25 protein-coding genes and 2 pseudogenes are annotated in these 23084 nt (G+C 45.1%); 16 read left to right on the top strand and 11 right to left on the bottom strand.

Annotated elements, in window-relative coordinates; translation table 11 throughout:
• Positions 1 to 39: 39 nt before the first annotated feature.
• The 3 genes from arsB to CDZ87_RS00625 all read right to left on the bottom strand — a co-directional run bounded on the left by arsB (position 40) and on the right by CDZ87_RS00625 (position 2567).
• The gene (gene arsB, locus CDZ87_RS00635; RefSeq protein ID WP_100751707.1) at positions 40 to 1104 is read right to left on the bottom strand and encodes an ACR3 family arsenite efflux transporter; all 1065 of its coding nucleotides are present in this window, start codon (positions 1102 to 1104) and stop codon (positions 40 to 42) included.
• 45 nt (positions 1105 to 1149) lie between these two features.
• The gene (locus CDZ87_RS00630) at positions 1150 to 1488 is read right to left on the bottom strand and encodes a metalloregulator ArsR/SmtB family transcription factor (protein ID WP_100751706.1); all 339 of its coding nucleotides are present in this window, start codon (positions 1486 to 1488) and stop codon (positions 1150 to 1152) included.
• A 173-nt stretch (positions 1489 to 1661) separates the two neighbouring features.
• Positions 1662 to 2567 (bottom strand): DMT family transporter, encoded by a 906-nt coding sequence (locus CDZ87_RS00625; RefSeq protein WP_100751705.1) that lies wholly within the window; start codon positions 2565 to 2567, stop codon positions 1662 to 1664.
• A 122-nt stretch (positions 2568 to 2689) separates the two neighbouring features.
• On the opposite strand from CDZ87_RS00625, the gene CDZ87_RS00620 reads away from it, so the two are divergent.
• The 5 genes from CDZ87_RS00620 (at position 2690) to CDZ87_RS00600 (ending at position 7336) form a co-directional block, all read left to right on the top strand.
• The gene (locus CDZ87_RS00620) at positions 2690 to 3172 is read left to right on the top strand and encodes a MarR family winged helix-turn-helix transcriptional regulator (protein WP_100751704.1); all 483 of its coding nucleotides are present in this window, start codon (positions 2690 to 2692) and stop codon (positions 3170 to 3172) included.
• 31 nt (positions 3173 to 3203) lie between these two features.
• A complete protein-coding gene (locus CDZ87_RS00615; protein WP_100751703.1) occupies positions 3204 to 4346 on the top strand; it encodes a sugar diacid recognition domain-containing protein in 1143 nt (380 codons plus the stop codon).
• A 135-nt stretch (positions 4347 to 4481) separates the two neighbouring features.
• Positions 4482 to 5747, top strand: a complete 1266-nt coding sequence (locus CDZ87_RS00610) for a GntP family permease (protein WP_100751702.1) — start codon at positions 4482 to 4484, stop codon at positions 5745 to 5747.
• 9 nt (positions 5748 to 5756) lie between these two features.
• Positions 5757 to 6893, top strand: a complete 1137-nt coding sequence (locus tag CDZ87_RS00605; RefSeq protein WP_100751701.1) for a glycerate kinase — start codon at positions 5757 to 5759, stop codon at positions 6891 to 6893.
• A 182-nt stretch (positions 6894 to 7075) separates the two neighbouring features.
• Positions 7076 to 7336: a DUF5062 family protein gene (locus CDZ87_RS00600; RefSeq protein WP_100751700.1), complete on the top strand. Its 261-nt coding sequence runs from the start codon at positions 7076 to 7078 to the stop codon at positions 7334 to 7336.
• Positions 7337 to 7488: 152 nt separating this feature from the next.
• Here the strand turns inward: CDZ87_RS00600 and CDZ87_RS00595 are convergent, their stop codons facing one another.
• Positions 7489 to 8367 (bottom strand): LysR family transcriptional regulator, encoded by an 879-nt coding sequence (locus tag CDZ87_RS00595; protein WP_100751699.1) that lies wholly within the window; start codon positions 8365 to 8367, stop codon positions 7489 to 7491.
• A gap of 92 nt (positions 8368 to 8459) precedes the next feature.
• Here CDZ87_RS00595 and CDZ87_RS00590 point away from each other — a divergent pair, with 92 nt between their 5' ends.
• A complete protein-coding gene (locus CDZ87_RS00590; RefSeq protein WP_172953538.1) occupies positions 8460 to 9422 on the top strand; it encodes a nitrilase family protein in 963 nt (320 codons plus the stop codon).
• A 216-nt stretch (positions 9423 to 9638) separates the two neighbouring features.
• Complete coding sequence (locus tag CDZ87_RS00585) at positions 9639 to 10097, top strand: GNAT family N-acetyltransferase (protein WP_100751697.1); 459 nt, start codon at positions 9639 to 9641, stop codon at positions 10095 to 10097.
• Positions 10098 to 10223: 126 nt separating this feature from the next.
• On the opposite strand, the pseudogene CDZ87_RS00580 reads toward CDZ87_RS00585, so the two are convergent.
• The 5 genes and pseudogenes from CDZ87_RS00580 to CDZ87_RS00560 form a co-directional block, all read right to left on the bottom strand.
• A pseudogene (locus CDZ87_RS00580) lies at positions 10224 to 10718 on the bottom strand (IS3 family transposase); the annotation flags it as partial.
• A 451-nt stretch (positions 10719 to 11169) separates the two neighbouring features.
• Entirely contained in the window at positions 11170 to 12396 is a 1227-nt protein-coding gene (gene arsJ / locus CDZ87_RS00575; RefSeq protein ID WP_172953535.1) for an organoarsenical effux MFS transporter ArsJ, read from the bottom strand.
• Positions 12397 to 12444: 48 nt separating this feature from the next.
• Positions 12445 to 12942 carry a cyclin-dependent kinase inhibitor 3 family protein gene (locus CDZ87_RS00570; protein WP_100751695.1) on the bottom strand — a complete coding sequence of 166 codons (498 nt, stop codon included), beginning with the start codon at positions 12940 to 12942 and terminating at the stop codon, positions 12445 to 12447.
• Between the two features lie 12 nt (positions 12943 to 12954).
• A complete protein-coding gene (locus tag CDZ87_RS00565) occupies positions 12955 to 13956 on the bottom strand; it encodes an ArsJ-associated glyceraldehyde-3-phosphate dehydrogenase (protein ID WP_100751694.1) in 1002 nt (333 codons plus the stop codon).
• A gap of 13 nt (positions 13957 to 13969) precedes the next feature.
• On the bottom strand, positions 13970 to 14311 hold the full coding sequence (locus CDZ87_RS00560; protein ID WP_100751693.1) for a metalloregulator ArsR/SmtB family transcription factor: 342 nt from the start codon (positions 14309 to 14311) through the stop codon (positions 13970 to 13972).
• A gap of 565 nt (positions 14312 to 14876) precedes the next feature.
• Here CDZ87_RS00560 and CDZ87_RS00550 point away from each other — a divergent pair.
• The 7 genes from CDZ87_RS00550 (at position 14877) to nqrM (ending at position 21330) form a co-directional block, all read left to right on the top strand.
• Positions 14877 to 15899, top strand: coding sequence for a substrate-binding domain-containing protein (locus CDZ87_RS00550; protein WP_100751691.1), 1023 nt, complete (start codon positions 14877 to 14879; stop codon positions 15897 to 15899).
• A gap of 68 nt (positions 15900 to 15967) precedes the next feature.
• On the top strand, positions 15968 to 17350 hold the full coding sequence (gene pstC / locus CDZ87_RS00545; RefSeq protein WP_100751690.1) for a phosphate ABC transporter permease subunit PstC: 1383 nt from the start codon (positions 15968 to 15970) through the stop codon (positions 17348 to 17350).
• 16 nt (positions 17351 to 17366) lie between these two features.
• Entirely contained in the window at positions 17367 to 18737 is a 1371-nt protein-coding gene (gene pstA / locus CDZ87_RS00540) for a phosphate ABC transporter permease PstA (protein WP_172953534.1), read from the top strand.
• A 5-nt stretch (positions 18738 to 18742) separates the two neighbouring features.
• Complete coding sequence (gene pstB, locus CDZ87_RS00535) at positions 18743 to 19582, top strand: phosphate ABC transporter ATP-binding protein PstB (protein WP_100751689.1); 840 nt, start codon at positions 18743 to 18745, stop codon at positions 19580 to 19582.
• 21 nt (positions 19583 to 19603) lie between these two features.
• A complete protein-coding gene (phoU, locus tag CDZ87_RS00530) occupies positions 19604 to 20359 on the top strand; it encodes a phosphate signaling complex protein PhoU (RefSeq protein WP_100751688.1) in 756 nt (251 codons plus the stop codon).
• A gap of 222 nt (positions 20360 to 20581) precedes the next feature.
• Positions 20582 to 21094, top strand: a complete 513-nt coding sequence (locus CDZ87_RS00525; protein WP_157806441.1) for a NifB/NifX family molybdenum-iron cluster-binding protein — start codon at positions 20582 to 20584, stop codon at positions 21092 to 21094.
• A gap of 5 nt (positions 21095 to 21099) precedes the next feature.
• Positions 21100 to 21330 (top strand): (Na+)-NQR maturation NqrM, encoded by a 231-nt coding sequence (gene nqrM / locus CDZ87_RS00520; protein ID WP_100751686.1) that lies wholly within the window; start codon positions 21100 to 21102, stop codon positions 21328 to 21330.
• Here the strand turns inward: nqrM and CDZ87_RS00515 are convergent.
• Positions 21314 to 21595 (bottom strand): DUF134 domain-containing protein, encoded by a 282-nt coding sequence (locus CDZ87_RS00515; protein ID WP_100751685.1) that lies wholly within the window; start codon positions 21593 to 21595, stop codon positions 21314 to 21316. The two genes, nqrM and CDZ87_RS00515, sit on opposite strands and share 17 nt — an antisense overlap.
• A 65-nt stretch (positions 21596 to 21660) precedes the next feature.
• Between CDZ87_RS00515 and CDZ87_RS00510 the strand changes: the two genes are divergently transcribed.
• Positions 21661 to 22071 carry a PaaI family thioesterase gene (locus tag CDZ87_RS00510; protein WP_100751684.1) on the top strand — a complete coding sequence of 137 codons (411 nt, stop codon included), beginning with the start codon at positions 21661 to 21663 and terminating at the stop codon, positions 22069 to 22071.
• 36 nt (positions 22072 to 22107) lie between these two features.
• Positions 22108 to 22463 (top strand): annotated as a pseudogene (locus CDZ87_RS17530) (hypothetical protein); the annotation flags it as partial.
• An 84-nt stretch (positions 22464 to 22547) separates the two neighbouring features.
• Here the strand turns inward: CDZ87_RS17530 and CDZ87_RS00505 are convergent.
• Positions 22548 to 23030, bottom strand: a complete 483-nt coding sequence (locus tag CDZ87_RS00505) for an Lrp/AsnC family transcriptional regulator (protein ID WP_100751683.1) — start codon at positions 23028 to 23030, stop codon at positions 22548 to 22550.
• Positions 23031 to 23084 lie beyond the last annotated feature (54 nt).

Below are 23084 nucleotides of genomic sequence, written 5' to 3'. Positions count from 1 at the left end.
CAATCAACATATTTCTTGCTACGCGATATAACCATGCTCTTAGGCATAATATTTACGTTTCATTCGCAAAGCGACGTTAACCAAAGCGATTAAAACAGGCACTTCAACCAACGGCCCAATGACGCCTGCAAACGCTTGATCAGAGTTTAATCCAAATACAGCGATTGATACGGCAATAGCCAGTTCGAAGTTATTGCCCGTTGAAGTAAAGGCGATAGAAGCATTTTGGTCGTAAGGGATCCCCATATGTTTCCCTATATAGAAGCTCACAAAAAACATCACCATAAAATAGATGATCAGTGGTACTGCAATACGCAATACATCCATCGGTAACTCGATGATCATTTCACCTTTCAGACTAAACATTAAAACGATAGTTGCCAAAAGCGCAATCAGGGTGATTGGCGATATACGCGGGATGAAGACTTCGTTGTACCACTGTTCACCTTTTGCTGATACCAAGATCTTACGGCTTAAGAAACCCGCTAAGAAAGGGATACCTAAATAAATTAATACGCTTTGTGCAATATCCCAGATAGTGATATCAACGACGAAACTTTCCAGACCAAAGTAAGGGGGTAAAACAGTGATAAATAGCCATGCCATAAAACTGTACGTGACAATTTGAAACGCGCTATTTAAGGCGACTAAGGTTGCTCCGTACTCTTTGCTTCCGCCGCTGATATCATTCCAAACCAACACCATGGCGATGCATCGAGCAAGGCCGATCAGAATGAGTCCCACCATATAACCAGGTTGATCGCGTAAGAAAATGATGGCTAGTGTGAACATCAAAATCGGTCCTACGAGCCAGTTCATCACTAATGAAAGCGTTATCGCGCGTTTATCGCGAGTTACTTCGCCCAGAAGGCTATAATTTACTTTCGCTAATGGTGGGTACATCATTAAGATTAGGCCAATGGCAAGTGGGATATTGGTTGAACCAACAGATAGGCTTTCATTCCACTGAGCCGCCTGAGGGAACCACACTCCAATCCCGACACCAATGGCCATTGCAAGAAAAATCCATACGGTTAAGTATCGGTCAAGAAAACTCATTTTTTCAGATGCGCTGGTCTTGACACAGCTTGAGATATTACTCATACAGCCCTCTTTAAATTAAAATTGATAAACCAACGGAATAGAACATTATTCGTTCATACCATTCGAACATGACTTGCCAGGGATGAACTGCAACTCTGGCGCGATAAGTGTCAAATTATGTTTAAGTGTGATCTCCAGCACTTGCTTGACCCAAGGAACTAACGCGGGGTTAATTCGATAGTAAACCCATTTACCACGTCGCTCATCCAGAACAATCCCGTGCTTTCGTAATTCAGCAAGATGGCGAGAGACTTTGGGTTGACTGAGATTGAGCGCCTCCATGAGATCACAGACACACAATTCTCCTTGTTTCTGCATTAACAGCAGAGACTTAAGCCGAGTTTCTTCAGAAAGTGCTTTGTAAAGAAGGATTGGATCAAACATAGGAATTATTCAACGCCATAAAACATATGAAATATCATATATCTTATTTTCCATATGTGTCAACTTTCCAATTAAACATGTGCTTCTTGATGACGCGCGTACAAGAAAAAATAAAATGCCATGGCTTAACAACCATGGCATTTTACACTGTAAACAGAGGTTATCGATTGGGTTTATTTGGCTTTTTGTACGCACGGTGTCAGGCGCATTTTTTTTGCTCTTAGCCTAGTCAATACTTGCGGTAGCAGTGACATCGCAATCATGCTCATCATTAAGCTGTATTGAAATAGGCTGAACGATTCGCCCAGTAACAGCAAGCCTGTGACGATCCCTGCAATCGGATTGGCAATACCGCCAAAGGTAAAGTCGACCACAGACATGCGTTGCAATAACCACACATACAAACCGTACCCGAGTGCAGTATTGAGTATGACCAGCCAGCTTAAGCCAACAAGATTGAGCATCGATAAATGACTCAATATTTTGCTGTATTGTTCCGGATCGATCACGGCTTGTAGACCAGAGGCGACAGATAAAATCGCACCACCGAGAATCAATTGCCAAGTCAATACCGTCCACCAATGGATGCGATGGCCCAATGATTTGGTCAAGGTACTGCCGATAACGATACAGGTAATCGCACCTAGCATAGCGATAAGCCCAATAGGATTAAGACTGATTGAACTAGGATCAAACAACATCCACGCCAATGCGATTAATGCCACACCACTTAGCGATTGAACATTATTTGGCCGCTGTTTGCCGCGTAGCCAATGATAGAGCATGGCAAATACTGGAACCGACACCATACCAACGCCGGCAATGGCTGACGGTAGATTTAATGCCATCACAAAAATTAAACCAAAAAAGGTGGCAATATTAATTAGTCCAAGTCTGAGCAAGATTGGCCAATCGCTTTTTTGCGGCAAACTTGGCTTTATTGCCAGCAGCAATAATCCGGCCGGTAAAGCCCGGATGGCACCAAGCAGCAACGGCGGCCAATCCGTCAGTGCATATTGTGTCACCGCGTAGGTGGTTCCCCACAAAAACGCAGGGATCATAGCAAGTAATACATTCATGTTAATTATCTTTATGTGAAGATAGTTTGATTAAAATATACGGTTAAAGTTGCTGTTTGTAAAGTATCTTTATATTAAGATAACTCTTCTATTGTTGTTAATACCTGTGGAGATAAAACGAAATGGATGCGATTGACCGCGTTGTGGGCCAATGGGCGGCAGAGAAACCAACGTTAGAAACAGAACCCATGGCAATCATGGGACGCCTGATGCGCGTGGCGAAGTACATGGAAGCTGAAGTCGCTCAGTTACATAAATGTCACGACCTTAAGCCAGGGGAGTTTGATGTTTTGGCGACTTTGCGTCGTAGTGGTCAGCCTTACCGCCTAACGCCTTCTGAGTTGATGGGCTCGATGATGCTGACCTCAGGGGCGATGACCAATCGACTCGATAAACTGGAATCTAAAGGGTTGATTGCTAGGGCGCATAGCCAGTCTGATCGTCGCAGTGTAACGGTCGAGTTATCGGCTGCCGGACTGGCGCTGATCGACACCTTGATAGAACAACACGCCGCAGTACAAGCCAGTTTGATTTTAGGGCTTAATAGCGAACAAAAAGCGCAGCTCAATCAAACTCTTAAAGCTTGTCTCGCGCAGTACGAATAACTTTGTCCACCTGTCTAATGGAATCGGTGTTATGCAGTTAAATAGCTTGATTGCTCGGCAAATTGTCGAGCGAGCGACAAACATCATTAAATATCCTGTGAATGTGATGGATGAAAATGGCCAGATCATTGGCTCAAGCGATCCATCGCGTTTATATCGGACTCATGAAGGGGCTTTGCTCGCTATTTACGACAACCGCACCCTTGAAATTAACCACAGTGTTGCCAGTACGCTCAGTGGTGTTAAAGAAGGGATTAACCTACCGATTGTGTATCAAGGCAGTGTGATTGGTGTGGTGGGCATCTCGGGTAAGCCTGAACAAGTGCGAAATTATGGTGAGTTGGTCAAGATGACGGCGGAGCTGATTGTCGAGCAAGCGGCGTTAATGGCACAGATCCAGTGGAATAAACGCCACCGTGAAGAGCTGTTATTGCAACTTATTCAAGGGTCGACCCTCAATGAAAATCAGCTGCTATCGATAGCCGAGCGACTCGATCTTGATCTATCTCAGCCGCGGATTGCCGCAACAGTTAAGGTGATTCCAAAACCCGGAGAGCCACTAACTTTGGAGCAATTGCAACAGTTAGTCCATCTGTTGGAGTACCCAGAAAGAGACAATATTGTCGGCATTGTTTCTGTGTCGATGAATGAGGTTGTCGTGCTAAAGCCCGTGACGGTGGTGGAGGGGACGTGGAATAAAACGGAGGAGAAAAAGCGGGCCAAGCGTTTGCTCAAACGGATTGCTCAACAGGCTGATTTCTCTGTCAAAATCGCTATGGGAGAGTATTTTGCTGGGCTTGGCGGATTATCTCGATCTTATGCCACTGCCAAAGCGACCCTAGCGTGCAATGCAGAGAGTAAAGCGTCGATCCTGTTTTACCAGCAGCACAAGCTATCGATATTGATTGATGGGCTGAAACAAGACGACTGGCGACGAGAGCAGTTGATGCACCCGCTCGATAGGTTGGGTGAGAAAGACGCAAAAGGTATGTTGCTTAAAACCCTCAAGGAATTTTTTGCTCAGGATTGCGATCTGGCTCAAACCTGTGCAGCTCTCCATATTCATCGCAATACGCTACGCTATCGCCTAGAAAAGATAGAGCAAATTACTGGTTTATTTATCAATAAGTTAGATCATAAAGTTCAACTCTACCTCGCGATAAAATGCTTATAGTTTGATTACCTAAATTGTGCTTTTGCACAGTTTTAATGCCTCTTGTGTGGGAGGAATTTGTTATTTTGCATAAAGAATTTCACGCTAACGGCTTCTACTCTGCAGGCAGTTAACAAAATAAACGGAAACAGCAAAATGATAGAAGTCTCTACGCTCGGAGCCTTGACGGCCTTAGTCGTCGCCATTGCTCTAATCCTCAAAAAAGTACCACCTGCGTATGGCATGATTATCGGTGCGCTTGTCGGTGGTGTTGTCGGCGGCGTATCGCTGACGGATACCGTGTCACTAATGATTGGTGGTGCGCAAGGTATTGTGACTGCCGTGCTGCGTATTCTCGCTGCTGGTGTATTGGCTGGCGTATTGATTGAGTCGGGCGCCGCGACCTCGATAGCGGAAACCATCGTTAAAAAAGTCGGTGAAACGCGCGCGTTGTTAGCACTTGCTATCGCTACGATGATTTTGACCGCAGTGGGTGTGTTTGTCGATGTTGCGGTTATTACGGTTGCGCCGATTGCTCTCGCGATTGCCCGCCGCGCAAATATCTCTAAAACGGCAATTTTATTGGCCATGGTCGGTGGTGGTAAAGCGGGTAACGTGATGTCAGCCAACCCAAATGCTATTGCCGCGGCGGATGCGTTTAATGTACCTCTTACCTCGGTGATGGCGGCAGGGGTGATTCCAGGTATATGTGGCTTACTGCTGGCGTATTTCATCGCTAAAAAATTGGTTAACAAAGGCACTAAGGTCGAGGCCAGTGAGGTTGTCACAGTTGACTACTCACGTTTGCCGGCTTTTAAGGCGGCCATTGTGGCTCCTTTGGTGGCGATTGCGTTGTTGTCATTGCGCCCGATTGCAGGAATTAACGTTGATCCGCTTATCGCGTTGCCGCTTGGTGGCTTACTTGGTGCAGTGGTGATGGGGCGATTTGCTGATACAAACCACTTCGCGGTTGCAGGTCTTAGCCGTATGGCACCAGTGGCGGTCATGCTATTGGGCACCGGTACACTTGCCGGCATCATTGCTAACTCGGGTTTAAAAGATGGCCTTATTGATGTGTTAACGGCATCAGGCTTGCCATCGTTCGTTTTAGCACCTGTTTCTGGTGCGATGATGGCATTGGCGACCGCCTCAACAACGGCGGGCACGGCAGTGGCGGCGAGCGTCTTTAGCAGCACCATTTTAGAGCTGGGTGTGCCAGCATTGGCGGGGGCGGCGATGATTCACTCGGGTGCGACGGTCCTTGATCATATGCCACACGGCAGCTTCTTCCATGCCACTGGCGGCGCGCTACACATGGATATTCGCGAGCGTCTCAAGCTTATCCCTTATGAATCGGCGGTAGGTTTAATGATCGCTTTTGTTTCAACCATGATGTTTGGCGTATTTGGCCTGTTTGTTTAAGGATTTCTTATGAAAATTGTCATTGCTCCAGATTCTTACAAAGAAAGCCTCACTGCGATGGAAGTGGCGACGGCGATTGAAAACGGTTTTAAGCAAGTCTTCCCACAGGCGAACTGCATTAAATTGCCAATGGCCGACGGTGGAGAAGGAACGGTTCAATCTTTGGTTGATGCCACTGGGGGAGAGATTGTTAACGCGTTGGTCACCGGCCCACTAGGCCAAACGGTGGAAGGCTTTTATGGCTTACTTGGCGAAGGCGCGACAGCGGTGATCGAAATGGCGGCGGCCTCGGGCTTACACCTAGTTGAGCCAGCGCAGCGTAACCCTCTTTTAACTACTACCTACGGTACCGGCGAGCTGATTAAAGCGGCGCTAGATGCTGGGGTGACACACATAATTGTTGGCATTGGTGGCAGTGCGACCAACGACGGCGGTATGGGGATGGCGCAGGCGCTCGGCGCACGTTTTATCGATAGCAATGGCGCAGAGCTCGGTTTTGGCGGCGGCGCATTGGCTCAACTGACTAGCATTGATTTATCTGGTTTAGACCCACGTTTGGCTGCGATTAAACTCGAAATCGCTTGTGATGTTGATAACCCGTTGTGCGGTATAAAAGGCGCATCGCACGTGTTTGGACCACAAAAAGGTGCGACGCCAGAAATGGTCGCCCAGCTAGACGCAAACCTTGCCCATTACGCGCAAGTGATTCACCAAACCAATGGAAAAGAGGTGATTGGCCAAGCGGGCGCAGGGGCGGCGGGCGGTTTAGGCGCTGCGCTACTGGGCCTATTTGACGCCGATCTTCGCCCTGGCATCAACATTGTTATGGACGCGGTGAACCTTTGTGAAGTGGTGAAAGATGCCGATTTGGTGATCACTGGTGAAGGTCGCATTGATAGCCAGACGATTTACGGTAAAACGCCGGTTGGTGTGGCGCGCACAGCGAAAATGTACAATTTGCCAGTGATTGGTATCGCCGGCAGTATCGCTAAAGATTGCCACGTGGTGCATGATCATGGGATTGACGCCGTTTACAGTGTGGTGCTCGGTGCAACCGATTTGCCCACCGCACTGAAAGAAGCGGCATTTAACGTTGAAATGACCTCGCGCAATGTGGCCGCCACCCTGGCAATGACGTTTAAGTAAGCCTTGCGCTTCACTCTGACTAACGGTCGCTATTTAGCGGCCGTTTTTTGATCGCCAAGCTTAAATATAGGGATATTTAGGCCCGATAATCTAGCAGCTTAACGAATCTGAAAGTGGCACAAGCAAGTGAAGCCGTCTATTTGGTATACTGACTATTCTACTGATATTAAGGGTGACAATGTATGTCAAAAACCGCGAAACTCTTGAATGAAGACAAGTTGGTAAAAAAGGCATTAGAGGTTGGTGTCAAGATGGCAAAGATGCAGGGGTTTGATTTACCTATGTCGCCACAACCAGTTAAAGTTAAAGCGATTTATCTATTTTTGGTTGGTGCAAAACAAATCACACCACTGCCAGAGAGTAAATTAGACGGTGCCAGTATCAAACATCGTTTAGCACTATGGATACATAACGCCCTACCTGAGAATGATCCTTTAAAATAGGCACTACCCGTATCAACTGTCTGTCGTTACAGCGGTGGAATGAATAACAAAGGCGAGCCAACAGGTTCGCCTTTTCTGTATGTAAACTTAACCCTAACCCTAACCCTAACCGTTATCAATCGATGATAGCGGTAAAGAAGCATGTGATTCAATTAAGGGCGTAGGGCTCGATTCTGCTCTACAAATTGAATAAAGTTATCTCTCGCAAGGTTCTCTAACTGTTCATTCCAAATTAGACCAACATCCCACGAGCTATTTTCTCCTGAAATTTCCCAAAAAGCGACGTGCTCATTCGCAATATTCTTGACACTTGCTGGAACAATAGTGAAGCCCAAATTTGCCGATACCAGCGCCAACAGTGTTTGAATATCATCAGCCTCTTGAGCAACGTTCAGTTTTTTCTCATGCTCTCCCAATAACATGTTTATTTGTTGGCTTAGACCCATGCCTCGTTCAGGATTGAGCTGTAAATAATCGATTGAATCTAACGAATACCACAATTTGTTTTTGTCTATGATTTGGCTGTTATGCGTCGCTATTACTAGGTAATCTCTCGAGAGCCTCATCCCTTTCAGCGGGGTAATAGCAGGAAGTCGACTAAAACTGAGCTGAAGTTCTCCTGAAAGCAACGCCTCCGACTGGTTTTGAGATGGTATATCGTTGAGTGAAATATGGATTTCTGGGTACTTTTTTTTGAATTTAGCTATGTAACTTGGTGCCAGATGGTAAGAAGAGATACCAAAACCTATATTGAGATTTCCTGCAGTTCCCTTGGCGACTCGTTGGGTTAAAGATCTATAAGACTCAAAATTCGACACAATACGCTGCGCTTCAGGTAAAAGAGCAACTCCTGCCGCAGTAAGACTGGCACCTTGTCTTCCTCTTTCAAATAATACTACCCCACAAAAAGCCTCAAGACGTTGAATCTTCTTAGTTAAAGCTGACTGAGTGATATGTAAGTGCTCTGAAGCTACTCGATAGTTACCATCTTCTGCTAATTGGCAGAATGTGCGTAAATCACCAAAATCCATTCCGCTTGCTCATTAAATATAGGAATTTTATTCATTATACGGAATTAAAAGAGCTTTTTAAAATGATTGATATTCACTAAGTAAAAGGAACAATCATGAAAGATATCCGTGTTGCTACTGTTCAATTTAACCACCATGCGAACGATAAAAACTACAACTTATCGCTCATTCAAAGTTACGTAGAAAAGGCGGCTAAACAAGAGGTGAAAATCATCGCCTTCCCTGAAATGTGTGTGACTGGTTACTGGCATGTTTCGAAACTTCAAAAGTCAGAGATCTATGATTTGTCAGAATTCATCCCACAAGGGGAAACTACTCAACGTTTACTAAAAATGTCTGAAAAATACCAGCTCAGCATTGGTGCAGGTTTAATTGAAAAGGATGAGGACGGAAATCTTTATAACTCTTACGTAATGGCAATGCCTGATGGTCAGATAGCCAAACACAGAAAGCTGCATACGTTTGTCAGTGAACACATGAGTAGTGGGAGTGAATATACTGTATTTGATACACCACATGGATGCAGGGTTGGGATTCTTATTTGCTGGGACAATAATTTGGTAGAGAATGCACGAATTACAGCATTAAAAGGTGCCGATATCCTAGTTGCTCCTCATCAAACAGGTGGAACCAACTCACGCAGCCCAAATGCGATGGGGTTGATTGATCCCCAACTTTGGCATAACCGCAAGCAAGATCCAGAGTCGATTCGTTCTGAAATGCAAAGTTCAAAAGGAAGAAAATGGTTAATGCGTTGGCTACCCTCGCGTGCTCATGACAATGGCATGTTCCTGATCTTTAGTAACGGTGTTGGGGTTGATATGAATGAAGTTAGAACGGGTAATGCAATGGTACTCAATCCTTACGGAGAAATTATCGCAGAAACTGATAGCGTTGATAACGATATGGTTATTGCAGATCTGAATGCAGAACAATTAGATATGTGTACAGGTAAACGCTGGATCAGAGGTCGTAGACCTAATCTCTACAATCCCCTAACAGTTGAAGGGAACGAATTAACGCCTTATCACGCGAGGTTTTCGGATCAGAAGTAGATGGACCAACTGTTCTGAACAGTCGCGATGCTAATAATGTGTTGGCCTTAACTTAACTGAGGTTTTATACTTGTTTTAAATCGAACATGCCAACGTTTAAGAGTGGTTCCAAACGCTGTCACAGCTTAAATAGCTGAGGTCGGTGGTTGTGTTGCCCACTACTTAGTTGGCCATTAAGTGCTTAAATGTCCCCATTCATCAATTGAAGGATTAATTTTGATTATTAGAGAAGCAAACGTAGACGATATTTCGCGATTACTATATTTAGAACAATGTGTTATAGACGCTGAAAGACCATATAACTCTTCTTTAAAAGATAAGTCAGCGCACTATTACGATATAGAAAAGCTTATCTCATGCTATAACTCGCATCTGTTGGTTGTAGAGGTAGACAGCGAGATTGTTGGCACAGGTTATGCTCAAATACGTGACTCTAAGCCCTCTTTAAAGCATGAGCAACATTGTTATCTAGGTTTTATGTATGTATCTCCAAACTATCGAGGCCAAGGGATTAATTCTAAGCTAGTAAGAAAATTAATTGATTGGAGTAAGGGAAGGGGTATATCCGATTTTTATCTTGATGTGTATTCAGAGAATGACTCAGCGATTAAAGCTTATGAAAAAGTTGGTTTTAAAGGCGGGTTATTAGAAATGAAGCTTTGTCTTACAGAGTGAGGCAATGCACCTTAGTAACTCCCCTTGCAAGGGAATAACACAATGCATGGAACTAAGTTACTGAAAGAGAGAAGTGGACCCCAATGGTTAGACACATAAGCTAACTTCTTAAGTGGTTGATCCAGCTCATGCAGCGTATCTCTGCCGACCAAAGTAGGTTTCATCAGGGGTGAGGTCATTGAGTCCCTGATGGTTACGCTCCTCATTATAAAACACCATGTAGTGGCCGATTTCAAGCTCTGCTTCTCGGGGCGTGGTGTAAGCTTTTAAGTAAACCTCCTCATATTTCAGGCTTCTCCATAATCGCTCGATGAAAACATTGTCGACCCAGCGTCCTTTCCCATCCATGCTTATCCTGACTCCATGGTCGATTAGCTTCTGTGTGAATTAGGTGCTGGTAAACTGACTGCCTTGATCTGAGTTGAAGATATCTGGCGGTCCATAATGTTTAAGCGCCTCTTCAAGGGCTTCGATACAAAAGCTCGTGTCCATCATGTTGGATAGCCGCCAAGAGAGCACCTTTCGGCTATACCAGTCGATAATGGCGACTAAATACAGGAACCCCTTAGCCATCGGGATATACGTGATGTCAATCGCCCAAGCTTGGTTCGGGATAACAACCCCAAGAAGAAGAAATAACGAGTCAAAAAAAGTCGGTTTATCTATCAACGATAGAGATGATTTGTTCATGAATAATACCCTTGCATGAGTAATGGTTTTTATCATTAATCTCTCCGTTTTTCTAACTCAAAATTTTAACCGTCACAACAAACTAAAATTATGCCATTTAGCTTTGCTGATATAACATTGCACCGTTCAACACGGTTTTGGACATTTTGGTGTTGCATGCTCCGTTAGCACACCTTTGAAGGAAAAATGTTCAGTGATATACCGCTATTCGACTTACGCTAGATTAGAAAAAGTATGCTTCACAAGAAGACTGAGCGTGTTGATTTTTTGCGAGTACTTTTTGAACTACATATAGAGCTATTTGAGCAGGTATGACAAGCTAGAAAGGAATAATGCCACCATATGATCGCTGGGATTATTGAACAATTATGCTTAATTTTATTTACTGCTGAGCCAGTTTTTGATTTGCCCCCGTAGGCAACCAAAACGAAATAATGGTAGCCAACGCCAAGAAAGTAAAGGATACCCATAGGCAGGCTGAGAACCCCCACATTTGGAATACCCATCCAGATAGGACCGTTCCTATCAAGCGTCCCATTGCATTTGCCATGTAGTAGAATCCGACATCCATCGAAACCCCATCGCTTTTGGCATAGCTGACGATTAAGTATGAGTGCAGAGATGAGTTAACGGCAAATACAGCACCAAAAATCATCAATCCGACGACAATGATTACTTCTGGGTGCCATTGCTGCTGCACACTGTAAGCAATTACGCCAGTCACTATGGAAAGTACCAACGCCCACACTATCGCGGTTTTACCATCTGGAGTATGCCCCGATTTACTGCCTGTTATCCTTGGTGCAATCCCTTGGATAATTCCGTAACCGATAACCCAAATAGCAAGGAATCCACCTACGGCGCTATGATCCCATCCAAACACTGATCCTAGGTAAATAGGCAGTGCGATCACAAACCAAACATCACGCGCACCAAACAGGAACATACGAGCAGCAGATAGAATGTTGATGCTGCTAGATTTGGAAAAAATTTCAGAGAACTTAGGTTTATTTTTCGCTTTGCCTAGGTCGGATTTAAGGCTAATCACACTGCCGATAAAGACCAGTAAAAGAACACCTGCCATCGCAGCTACAGCATATTGAAAACCAATCAGAGAAAGCAACGTACCGCCTAAGAAGAATCCCGCACCTTTTAACGCATTTTTAGAGCCTGTAAGTATGGCTATCCACTTATACAATGCTCCTTGCGCATTCTCTGGCACCAAGGTTTTGATAGAGCTTTTCGCACTCATTTTGTTTAAGTCTTTGGCAATGCCTGACAAGGCTTGTGCCGCCATGACCCATGGAATCGAGAGCAAACTTGCAGGAACAGCCAGCATTGAAAGAGCGATGATTTGCATTGCCAAACCAATATTCATCGTTCGGTTTAAGCCAAGACGAGCACCTAGCCAGCCACCGATGAGGTTAGTGACAACGCCAAAGAATTCATAAAAAAGAAAAAGGGAGGCGATCTCTAAGCTTGAATACCCCAAATCATAAAAATAAAGCACTACCAACATGCGTAGTGCACCATCGGTGATGGTGAAATTCCAATAGTTAAATGTGACCAACATGTACTGGCGGACATTTTGGTTGAGCTTAGACAACATATTCACTCTCTTTAAAAAAGAGCCGCCTAAGGCAGCTCTTCAAGGCTTTTATTGATTAGCAAATTGGTGGATGTACTCAACTTGTACATCTTTGGTAAACGCGCCAGGTCGTAACGACTGGACATGGGTAATGATTTCTTGCAACTCCCAACCTTTCTCTAGCAATAGGTGGGCAGCAAGCAAACCAGTACGCCCCGATCCACCCATGCAGTGCATCGCTACCTTTTCGCCATTGGCGAGGGCTTTATGTAAAGAGGGTGATAAGTGTGTCCAGCGAGCTTGGAACGCTTCGTTTGGTGTACAGTCATCTTCTATTGGAGCATGGAACCATTGCAAGCCTGCTTTCTCAATAAGGTCTGGCAAGTCACCAACACCTTTTTTTTGCATCTCATGAGTGCTCAGTGCCGTAACAACGACGGTTACACCTTGAGACTTGAGTTGATCAATGCTGTCACGTAGCGACAGGTCTTTAGTGCCAGGACAAGGAGTCAGTACTAACGCTGCGTTATTGTCTTCAACCGGCAGTTCCCACGTAGGATGTGTCATTTGTTTGCTTCCTTATGCTAGGCCGACTTTACGAACAAGTTCTGCAGTACGTGTTGCATAGCCCATTTCATTGTCATACCACGCATAGACTTTCACCATACGTTTGCCAACAACCATAGTCGAAAGCGCATCGACAATCGTTGAGCGTTGGTCGCCTTTGTAATCAATAGAAACAAGAGGGCGCTCTTCGAAACCAAGTATGCCTTTCAGCTCATTCTGCGACGCTTCTTTAAGTAAATCGTTCACCTCTTCAGCCGTGGTGTCACGTTGAACATCAAAAATAATATCAGTTAATGAGGCGTTAGCTAACGGTACACGTACTGCGTGACCATCAATTTTTCCTTTAAGTTCTGGGAAAATTTCGATAATTGCTTTCGCGGAACCTGTGGTTGTTGGGATTAAGCTCATACCACAAGCACGCGCACGGCGAAGGTCTTTATGCGGGGCATCGAGAATGGTTTGTGTATTCGTCAAATCGTGAATTGTCGTAAACGATGATTGCTCGATACCGAGTTGTTCATGAATTACTTTCACAACAGGTGCAATGCAGTTGGTGGTACAAGAAGCTGCCGTAACAATCTGGTGTTTCTCTGGGTCAAAAATGTGGTCATTCACACCAACGACAATATTAGCAATCCCATCTTCTTTAACAGGAGCTGAAACCACAACGCGTTTGACACCTTGTGCTAGATACTGATTCAAAAACTCAGATTTGCGGTGTTTGCCTGTCGCTTCGATGACCACATCACAACCAGACCAATCGATGTCACTGATCGCTTTTTGTTGTGAGGTACGAATAACTTTACCGTTGGCAACAATCGCATTACTGTCGTTTGTCACTTCGTGATGCCAGCGGCCTTGTATTGAATCAAACTCGAGTAAATGAGCCAAGGTCGCCGCGTCACCCGCAACGTCGTTAATCTGCACAAATTCGATCTCAGGCCAATCAAACGACGCTCTCAGCGCTAAACGTCCAATACGACCAAATCCATTAATTCCTACTTTGATAGACATCTTGATTTTTCCTTTAAACACAACATTCTGGACGAGATTTCATCTCGGATAAGCGTTGAATATCTTGCTGGTATTCTGCTTTCAGGCAGTTAGATTCTACTAACCCCTTAATTTGTTTTTTCATCCAACCAGGTAACTGTTCAGATAAGCGGTAAAAAACCCACTGGCCTTGACGGGTATCAACCACCACACCACTGGAACGAAGTAGAGCCAGATGGCGAGAAATCTTGGGTTGGCTCTCATTTAACGCTTGTGTCAACTCGCCGACACACACTCGTTGTTCGCGGGCAATCATCAGCAAACAGCGCACTCGCGTTTCATCGGATAGCAACTTAAAAAATTGATGAGGTAGCATTTACTTATCTCTGAATATATGGATGTACATATATATCATATAAAAAGAGATCGCTGTCAATATAAAAGTTACCGCTGAGTTGCAAAGGATGATGTTAAAGCGAGCAGCAAAATAGCTGATAACATATTGCAGAGTCTTTGTGGCATTTTGATTACAGTCGACTTCCCAATAGACCTGTTTTTGATATGCCTCTCTGCGTTTATTGTGTTGGTACATTGCATAGTTAATATCGATAACGTAATCATAGACGGGCTCTAATCTTTGTGTCGGCTCGATAAAGGTGTAGCCAAAGTAACCCAACTTTTCCAAATGGCTTTGATCGGGTAAGTCGCTGCCCTCAATCGCCTCACAGTTATCAGGTCAATAAATATATCCCACTGATTTTTAATTGTAAAAAAACTAACTTTCAAACAAAAAATCCACATGGTCATAAAATTGTCATATAAAAGATATTTTACTGTCACATTTTCTGCTCAATATTCATCTCAGCTAAACACAATACAAAGCTGCTTACGAAAGCTTTTCAAAACGGTCTATGGTTATGAAATTTAATGAGGGAAATATTATGAAGTTCGGACGCAATGCGCTTTTGCTTGCTTCAACCATCGCAACCGCGATCTCTGCACCAGCAATGGCACGTGATACGATCCAAATCGCTGGCTCTTCAACCGTTTTGCCTTTTTCTTCTATTGTTGCAGAAGAATTCGGCCAAACCTTCCCACAATTTAACACGCCGGTGGTTGGCTCAGGTGGTTCTAGTGGCGGTTTACGTCAGTTTTGCCAAGGTGTCGGGGTCAATACCATCGATATTGCTAACGCCTCACGCGCCATTAAATCGTCGGAAGTGGAAAGTTGCCGCGCCAATGGTGTAACAGAAATCGTTGAAGTGAAGGTTGGCTACGACGGCATCGTGTTTGCTTCTCGTTCTGACAGTGGTTCTTTTGCCCTTAAGCCAGAGCATGTATTTAAAGCGGGTGCCGCACAAATACCACAAAACGGCAAAATGGTTTCAAACCCTTATACCAACTGGAAGCAAATTGACGCCTCTCTTCCTGACCAAGAAATTCTGCTTGTGATCCCAGGCTCTAACCACGGCACTCGTGAAGTGTACGAAGAGAAGGTCGTTCACCCAGGTTGTGAGACTTTTGCTGAAGTTAAAGCGATGGACAAAAAAGCCAAAGGCAACTTCTGTAATGCGATTCGCACCGATGGCCGCGTAGTTGAAGTCGCTGGCGATTATACCGAAACCCTAGCTCGTCTTGATGCCCAGAAAAATGCACTTGGTGTATTTGGCCTAAGCTTCTACGACCAAAACCGTGACCGCTTGAAAGTAGCAACCGTTAACGGCGTAACCCCAAGCTTAGAGACGATTGGTAACGGACAATATCCAGTTTCTCGACCACTGTTCTTTTACATCAAAAATGCTCATGTAGGTGTAGTACCGGGAATCCTCGAGTACGCACAGTACTTTGTCAGCGAACAAATGGGAGCAACAGGTAGTCCACTTGAAGCGGCTGGCCTTATCCCAATGGATGATAAAGAGCGTGCTCAAGTATCTCAAAATATTAAAAACCGCAAAGTCCTTTAAGGCTCTCTGATTAGCTTGGGTCGGCATTTGTCGGCCCAAGCTAACGCTTTAATAAGGTAAGAATACTAATGAATAATCTGATGCTGATGGTTGTCCTACTGGTGGTAATGACACTCGCTTACCACCTAGGGCTGACGCGCAGTAAAAAAGTAGCATCAACCAATACTGGAACTCAGCGTTTACACTCTCGCCCTGTTTATCACGGCATGTTAACTCTGCTTTGGTGTGTGGTTCCTACGTTATTAATTTGGATAGTGTGGAGCCTATGTTCCCCCATACTGATCCAGCAAATGGTCGTTGATAGCCTTCCTACGGATCTGCAGCCCACGGCAGTCGAAAGCACCCACGTACTGATGAACAAACTGCATAATATCGTCAGTGGTTTCGCTGTACTGGATAATTTTTCTCCTCAAGAAATTACTGCAGCAGACTACTTCAAGCAGTTACAACAACGCAGCGATTTATTACTCACGGGTTTGATGGCAACGGTTGCCGCGGCCGGATTAGTCTTCAGCACTCGACAAATCCGCCCTGATCTTCGCGCACGCAACACAGTCGAACGTGCACTACATATACTGCTGATTTTATGCTCGGCAGTGGCAATTTTAACCACGGTAGGCATTGTTCTTTCGATGGTTGGAGAAGCGTTACGCTTCTTTAGTTTTGTTAGCCCGAGCGAATTTTTCTTTGGCACCACATGGAACCCTCGTTTTTCAACCGTAGGAACAGAGAACCAAACTGGCTTTGGTATGTTGCCGTTACTGGCGGGAACTTTTTTAATTGCCTTGATTGCCTTGATTGTCGCCATTCCGATCGGTCTGATGTGCGCCATTTATCTGGCTGAATACGCGCCAAGTCGCGTTCGTTCGCTAGCCAAACCGATCATTGAAGTGCTCGCGGGTATTCCGACCATCGTCTACGGCTTTTTTGCTTTGATCACGGTTGGCCCTTTTCTGAGTGAACTGGGGCAGTGGCTCAATATTGACATTCGCGCGACTTCCGCTCTCACCGCAGGGATCGTGATGGGCTTAATGGTCATTCCGTTTATTTCTTCACTATCCGACGACATTCTTACGCAAGTGCCCAAAACACTAAGAGATGGTTCGCTTGGCCTTGGTGCAACTAAATCAGAGACCATCCGCAAAGTCGTACTACCAGCAGCGCTACCGGGAATCACAGGCGCAGTGCTGCTCGCGGCCAGCCGCGCGATAGGTGAAACTATGATCGTGGTCCTTGCCGCAGGCAATAGCCCGGTGTTGACCGCTAACCCATTCGAAGCAGTGTCAACCATGACGGTTACCATCGTCAACCAACTTACTGGTGATACCGATTTTGCTAGCCCACAGTCATTGGTCGCGTTTGCGCTTGGTCTGACCCTATTTGTGATCACTTTGGTTCTTAATGTGATCGCACTCGTTATCGTGCGTAAGTACCGTGAACAGTATGAGTAACGCTATGGACAACAGTATGAATACCTCCAGCCTTTCAAATGATGACGCTTTAGCCCTGCGTAACGAAACAAAGCAGCGCATTGCTCGCTCGCTGAAAAAACGTCACAACAGTGAACGCCGCTTTAGAGCTTTCGGTATTGGCGCAGTTGCTTTAGCGTTAAGTTTTGTGGCGATATTATTTACGTCGATTCTTTCCAAAGGCATTCCGGCATTTTGGCAAGCCACCGTGACATTAGATGTCTATTTTGACCCAGATGTGGTGAAAATTGATCCTAAGCCTATCCAGCAAAGCGATGAGAGCCCGGCACAATTCAGACAGCGCATGCTGACATGGCAAAGCAGTGTTGGCATGGTTAATTTCAACCGTATTATTGTCAACAGTTTGGCTAACGAAATCCCTGAAGCGACTCGCTACCAGCGTGATGCGATCAAATTGATCACCAGCGGTGAGCGTTTTGCTCTACGCGATATGATAGTCAATGACCCTTCACTGGTCGGCCAAACCTTACGCCTTGATTTACTGGCCGAAGCCAACGTCGACGTGTGGTTGAAAGGCAACATCGACCGTGACCTACCCGACTCTCGTCAGCAGTTAAGCGCTCGTACTCGCGCATGGGCTGATGAATTGGCTGAGCGTGGCGTCATCCAGAACAAATTCAGTACCGCGTTGTTTATGAATGTCGACTCTCGTAGCTCGTTAGCGTCGGCAGGCTTAGCTGGGGCGTTTATGGGGTCGGTGTTTATGATGTTAATCGTTATGGTATTAGCGGTACCGATTGGCGTTGCCTCTGCTATCTACCTAGAAGAATTTGCACCCAAAAATAAGCTCACCGATTTGATTGAAGTCAACATCAACAACCTAGCGGCGGTTCCTTCCATTGTGTTTGGTTTACTAGGGGCTTCAGTATTCATTTTGTGGTTTAAGTTGCCGCTCTCCGCACCGCTTGTCGGTGGCTTGGTACTAACCCTAATGACGTTGCCGACGGTGATCATCGCGACGCGTTCAACCTTAAAAGCCATCCCGCCATCGATTCGTCAAGCGGCACTCGGTATAGGCGCATCAAAAACGCAAGCGGTATTTCATCACGTATTGCCATTGGCACTACCGGGTATCCTAACTGGGGCCATTTTAGGTATCGCGCAAGCCTTAGGTGAAACTGCGCCACTGCTCTTGATTGGGATGAGCTCATTTGTCGCGAGCGTGCCTGCGACACCGCTTGATCAATCAACTGCGCTACCAGTCCAGATTTTCCTCTGGCAAGGTAACGAACTGCGTAACTTTTTTGAAGCAAGAACCTCTGCTGCAATCACCGTATTGTTAGCATTAATGATTAGCTTAAATGCGCTGGCGATTTGGTTGCGTCGACGCTTTGAAACTCGGTGGTAATAAAGATGATAAGTGAAGCTATTATGAACAAACACTCCCTTGTGACACCACAGGTAAAGAGCACAGCTAAAGAAGCAGCCCAAGCCACACAAATTAAAATGGCCGCGCGTGATGTGAAAGTTTTCTATGGTGAAACCAAGGCGCTACACGGCATCAATATGGATATCATTGAGCATGAAGTGGTCGCCTTTATCGGCCCTTCAGGTTGCGGTAAATCGACCTTTTTACGCTGTTTAAATCGTATGAACGACACCATCGATACGGCTCGTGTTGAGGGTTCAGTGACCTTGGACGGGCAAGATATTTATCACCCTAGCTTAGATGTGGTGCAGCTGCGCGCTCAAGTCGGCATGGTGTTCCAAAAGCCTAATCCGTTTCCAAAATCGATTTATGAAAATATCGCCTACGGTCCGAAATTACATGGTTTAGTCAACAATAAATCCGACTTAGACGAAATCGTCGAAACCAGTTTACGTCGAGCAGGGTTATGGAAAGAAGTCAAAGATCGCTTATCAGCGCCAGGGACAGGGTTGTCTGGTGGTCAGCAACAGCGTTTGTGTATTGCTCGTGCGATTGCGGTTAACCCTGAAGTGATTTTGATGGATGAACCTTGTTCGGCGCTTGATCCTATCGCGACCTCGATCATTGAAGACTTAATCGATGAGCTCAAAGGCAGCTACACCATTGCGATGGTGACACACAATATGCAGCAAGCGGCGCGCGTTTCAGATAAAACCGCCTTTTTCCACTTAGGTAACTTGGTTGAACTGAGCGAAACACGAGAGCTGTTCACCAACCCACGTGATAGCCGCACTGAAGATTACATTACTGGCCGTTTCGGTTAACGACTGTTTTAGGAGAACTTTATGACAACTCATCGTGTCGATGGGCACACCTCTCATAGCTACAATAGTGAAATGTGTTCTATTGTGGATAGCGTGGTGAATATGGGTGATTTAGTCATCGCACAAGTGCGAGATGCACTCGATGCATTTATGACAGGTAATACCGATCTGGCCAAGCAAGTAATTGAAAACGATCATAATATCAATTTGCTAGAGTTGGCTATTGATCAACGTTGTATTGATATTTTAGTTAAGCGCCAGCCCGCAGCCCGCGATTTACGTGCGGTATTTTCGATCATGAAAGCGATCATGGATCTGGAGCGAATTGGCGATCAATCTAAACGTATCGCTCATGCGGTGTTACGTTTAAAGGAACATCATCCGGGTGACAAAGACTATTTTGATGGAATTGAATTACAACAAGATGCGTTTGAAAAAATCAATGCTAACGTGATCAATATGTTACAAAAGTCGATGATTGCCTTTCACGATCTCAATGCGCACGATGCGCTAGAAGCAGCAATGTTGGATAAGCAAATCGACAACAGCTATGGCGATATTTTGCGTCAAAATGATAAAGATATGCTGGTGCAAGGCACTAATTATCAAACCATTTTAGAGATCACATGGATAGGTCGCGCCGTTGAGCGAATTGGTGATCACGCACGTAATGTTTGCGAGTACACGATTTATTTTGTGACTGGCTTGGATGTTCGTCACCAAAACGATAAAGCGATTGCGGAGCTTTTGGCAAGCCAAAAAAGCCAGTCGTCGTGATATTACGGGTAGTAAAAAACGGCGACGGAGAGAGGTTGTCTCTTGAGCATAAGTCTGGTTAATCAAAATACTTAGCAAGTTGATACCCTTCAAGGATGGTTTGTAAGCTAAACCATCCTTGACACTATCGCTATATGGAACCTAATTTCTCACATGTAGTTGTTGGCATATGACAATAACTGGCGGTATAGTTTCTTTATCACCTTGATAATGGAACTCACTATGTTATTTGCCATTCCTAGTCGCGAATCTTCTCTTTACAATCACTTTGCTAAAGCCCCTCAGATCATGCTTTGGGATAGCGAAACCAACAGCAAACGAACTCTCGAACTACCCCAATCATCGGCTCGTTGCAGACATAAGAAGCATTGGATCCAAGTGCTGAAAGATCATCAGGTGGATGCTGTCGTGGTTCGTTTAATTGGCACTAATATGCTTAACACCTTGTTTGAGCTCAATGTGCGGGTATTGAGTGCACCACGAGGGTTTGATCTAGAGGCCTTTGATGTGGACCAACTGACTGCAGTCACTCAAATTGAGTTTGCTCGTCCTTCGGCCAAAACAAATAAAATCAGTTGTTCAGCACACAATATTAAACACTCCCCCTCAAGTGTTACACGCTTATCATCAAATAGAGGAGGAGCTTCAGGCCATCAAGTGCCGATTAACAAGCTTTCTCCAAGAATAATGTGTCGCCTTGCTAAGATTTTGAAATTAACTGCACAGTCTGAGTAAAAATAATGACATATGTGATCAGCTTTATTGTGTTTTTAGTCGTTGTGGTCTTAATGGCGATCGGTGTTATTTTTAAACGCCAAGCGATACAGGGGAGTTGTGGCGGGCTTGCCAATATTGAAATAGAAAGAGAATGCAATTGCGTCGAAACATGCGATGAGCACTCTCGTGTGCTCTATCAAATTCAGCAGCCGCACGCACCAAGCTCTTTGAGTATAACTAGTGCTCGCGACTAAACATAAGTGCCTGACCATGAACTAAGCTTTGAGCCACTTTGGCTCGCGCTCGTTTTACGATATTGCCAAATGTTTGCCTCGAGACGCCCATACGAGTCGCTGCTTCTAATTGACTTAGAGATTCTAAATCGGCTAAGCGTAACGCTTCGAGTTCTTCCGCTAACAGTTCAATTTTATTGAGTTTGGAAAGGGGCACTCCATTGGGTTTAAAGCATTCGTATGGCGCATTACCGCATATTTTTCGCTCTATTTTTGGTCTCGCCACTTTGTTTCTACCTTTTATATTATTTTGTCTAGGCTCAATGATATTCTCTAACCCAGCGGTATGTTATGTTTATCCACACACCTAAAAATCACCAACAATGTGCGATTTGCTGCCAACCTTTTTTCAACCACCATACTGCCATTCAATTTATCTTAATGTCAGATGGAGGGGTGCAGGGCGAAATTGTACCAACAGAAAAAGTACAAGGCTACCAAGGTGTCATGCAGGGCGGTGCAATTACCACCTTGCACGATACGGCCATGACCCATTGCCTATTTTCTCGTGACGTTTGCGCGATGACGGCGCGACTTGATGTTCGCTTTATAAAGCCCATTCCTCTGAATACAGTCATTCAGGTTCAGGCCCATTACCTAAAAAGTAAACGAGGAGTACATTTACTGCAAAGCAACATTTATGTCGATGGTCAGTGTTACTCAAAGGCTAATGCAAAATTTATGCAATTCCTAGATAATTAAGGGCTGTGCTCGTTTCACGTCAGTGCTCATGGTTAGAACTTCCTGGGTAACTCACTCGGCATCAACGTTGACCATGACACACTTGAAGCCATACGCGAATACAAAAAGTTTGTGGATCTGCAACAAATGGTCACTGGATTCCACTGAAAACCGTCTCTACTACCAAGAGGTGGAAAAAGACAACCTTGAATCGCGCCGCAGCCGTTCTCAAGACGCTTCGGATTATCACTGTAACCTCGATTTCGCTACCCGTGCTGATGGTTCATTCTACTGGTAACAGCCGTAGTGATGACGATATCAAACCAAGCGTTCCAAACCGCTACTCAGTTCACTCTCGCTCTAAGCCAATCTCAACGTGGCTGGATGTTAGCGCATCGGTGAAATATGCCGAAGTGGTTTTTGAAACGCTGCAAGGACAAAGTCACTAAGGCGTGGCATTAAACCTAGAAACCTACAAGGCTGCGTTTACTGTCTTTTTAACCAATCGGCAGTTGAAAGGTACTTTTGATCTCTTTAACTGAGACATTGGACTGAATCGCACTGACGCCTTTTACGCGGCGCATCGAGCTGATGCGTTCAAAGTATTCGTCTAAATCCTGCGCTACGACCTGCACAATATAGTCAGCGCCGCCTGCGATGCAGTGACACATAAGAATCCAATTGTTCTCTGCGACAAAGTCCTCAAACGGCTCGGTATTTTCTACCTCATGACTACCCAAGGTGACAAGAGTAAATCCCGAGACTTGAAAGCCAAGTTTCTTACGATTGAGCCGCGCGGCATAACCTTCGATGTAACCTTCATCTTCCATGCGTTTCCAGCGTCGCCAGCACGGCGTTTCACTTAAGTTGACCGTTTCGGCGAGCTTGCTGTTACTCATGCGGCCATCGCGTTGAATATGGCTGAGAATGGAGAGATCGGTGTTATCTAGAATAAACTTGGTGGATTCTTTCTTTTTCATACTATTTTTAGAAATATCTTGCTCATTGATAGCTAAATCATAACGTAGATAGCA

Origin of the sequence: Vibrio salilacus, from assembly GCF_002811245.1 — a bacterium.
GTDB lineage: Bacteria > Pseudomonadota > Gammaproteobacteria > Enterobacterales > Vibrionaceae > Vibrio > Vibrio salilacus.
Note: the sequence above shows the minus strand (reverse complement) of the source record. Positions and strands in the feature narration are given on the sequence as shown.

What these genes read in the sequence shown, in the direction of transcription:
- arsB (WP_100751707.1), bottom strand. Translation starts at nt 1,104, where the DNA reads ATGAGTAATATCTCAAGCTGTGTCAAGACCAGCGCATCTGAAAAAATG.
- CDZ87_RS00630 (WP_100751706.1), bottom strand. Translation starts at nt 1,488, where the DNA reads ATGTTTGATCCAATCCTTCTTTACAAAGCACTTTCTGAAGAAACTCGG.
- CDZ87_RS00625 (WP_100751705.1), bottom strand. Translation starts at nt 2,567, where the DNA reads ATGAATGTATTACTTGCTATGATCCCTGCGTTTTTGTGGGGAACCACC.
- CDZ87_RS00620 (WP_100751704.1), top strand. Translation starts at nt 2,690, where the DNA reads ATGGATGCGATTGACCGCGTTGTGGGCCAATGGGCGGCAGAGAAACCA.
- CDZ87_RS00615 (WP_100751703.1), top strand. Translation starts at nt 3,204, where the DNA reads ATGCAGTTAAATAGCTTGATTGCTCGGCAAATTGTCGAGCGAGCGACA.
- CDZ87_RS00610 (WP_100751702.1), top strand. Translation starts at nt 4,482, where the DNA reads ATGATAGAAGTCTCTACGCTCGGAGCCTTGACGGCCTTAGTCGTCGCC.
- CDZ87_RS00605 (WP_100751701.1), top strand. Translation starts at nt 5,757, where the DNA reads ATGAAAATTGTCATTGCTCCAGATTCTTACAAAGAAAGCCTCACTGCG.
- CDZ87_RS00600 (WP_100751700.1), top strand. Translation starts at nt 7,076, where the DNA reads ATGTCAAAAACCGCGAAACTCTTGAATGAAGACAAGTTGGTAAAAAAG.
- CDZ87_RS00595 (WP_100751699.1), bottom strand. Translation starts at nt 8,367, where the DNA reads ATGGATTTTGGTGATTTACGCACATTCTGCCAATTAGCAGAAGATGGT.
- arsJ (WP_172953535.1), bottom strand. Translation starts at nt 12,396, where the DNA reads ATGTTGTCTAAGCTCAACCAAAATGTCCGCCAGTACATGTTGGTCACA.
- CDZ87_RS00570 (WP_100751695.1), bottom strand. Translation starts at nt 12,942, where the DNA reads ATGACACATCCTACGTGGGAACTGCCGGTTGAAGACAATAACGCAGCG.
- CDZ87_RS00565 (WP_100751694.1), bottom strand. Translation starts at nt 13,956, where the DNA reads ATGTCTATCAAAGTAGGAATTAATGGATTTGGTCGTATTGGACGTTTA.
- CDZ87_RS00560 (WP_100751693.1), bottom strand. Translation starts at nt 14,311, where the DNA reads ATGCTACCTCATCAATTTTTTAAGTTGCTATCCGATGAAACGCGAGTG.
- CDZ87_RS00550 (WP_100751691.1), top strand. Translation starts at nt 14,877, where the DNA reads ATGAAGTTCGGACGCAATGCGCTTTTGCTTGCTTCAACCATCGCAACC.
- pstC (WP_100751690.1), top strand. Translation starts at nt 15,968, where the DNA reads ATGAATAATCTGATGCTGATGGTTGTCCTACTGGTGGTAATGACACTC.
- pstA (WP_172953534.1), top strand. Translation starts at nt 17,367, where the DNA reads ATGAATACCTCCAGCCTTTCAAATGATGACGCTTTAGCCCTGCGTAAC.
- pstB (WP_100751689.1), top strand. Translation starts at nt 18,743, where the DNA reads ATGATAAGTGAAGCTATTATGAACAAACACTCCCTTGTGACACCACAG.
- phoU (WP_100751688.1), top strand. Translation starts at nt 19,604, where the DNA reads ATGACAACTCATCGTGTCGATGGGCACACCTCTCATAGCTACAATAGT.
- CDZ87_RS00525 (WP_157806441.1), top strand. Translation starts at nt 20,582, where the DNA reads ATGTTATTTGCCATTCCTAGTCGCGAATCTTCTCTTTACAATCACTTT.
- nqrM (WP_100751686.1), top strand. Translation starts at nt 21,100, where the DNA reads ATGACATATGTGATCAGCTTTATTGTGTTTTTAGTCGTTGTGGTCTTA.
- CDZ87_RS00510 (WP_100751684.1), top strand. Translation starts at nt 21,661, where the DNA reads ATGTTTATCCACACACCTAAAAATCACCAACAATGTGCGATTTGCTGC.
- CDZ87_RS00505 (WP_100751683.1), bottom strand. Translation starts at nt 23,030, where the DNA reads ATGAAAAAGAAAGAATCCACCAAGTTTATTCTAGATAACACCGATCTC.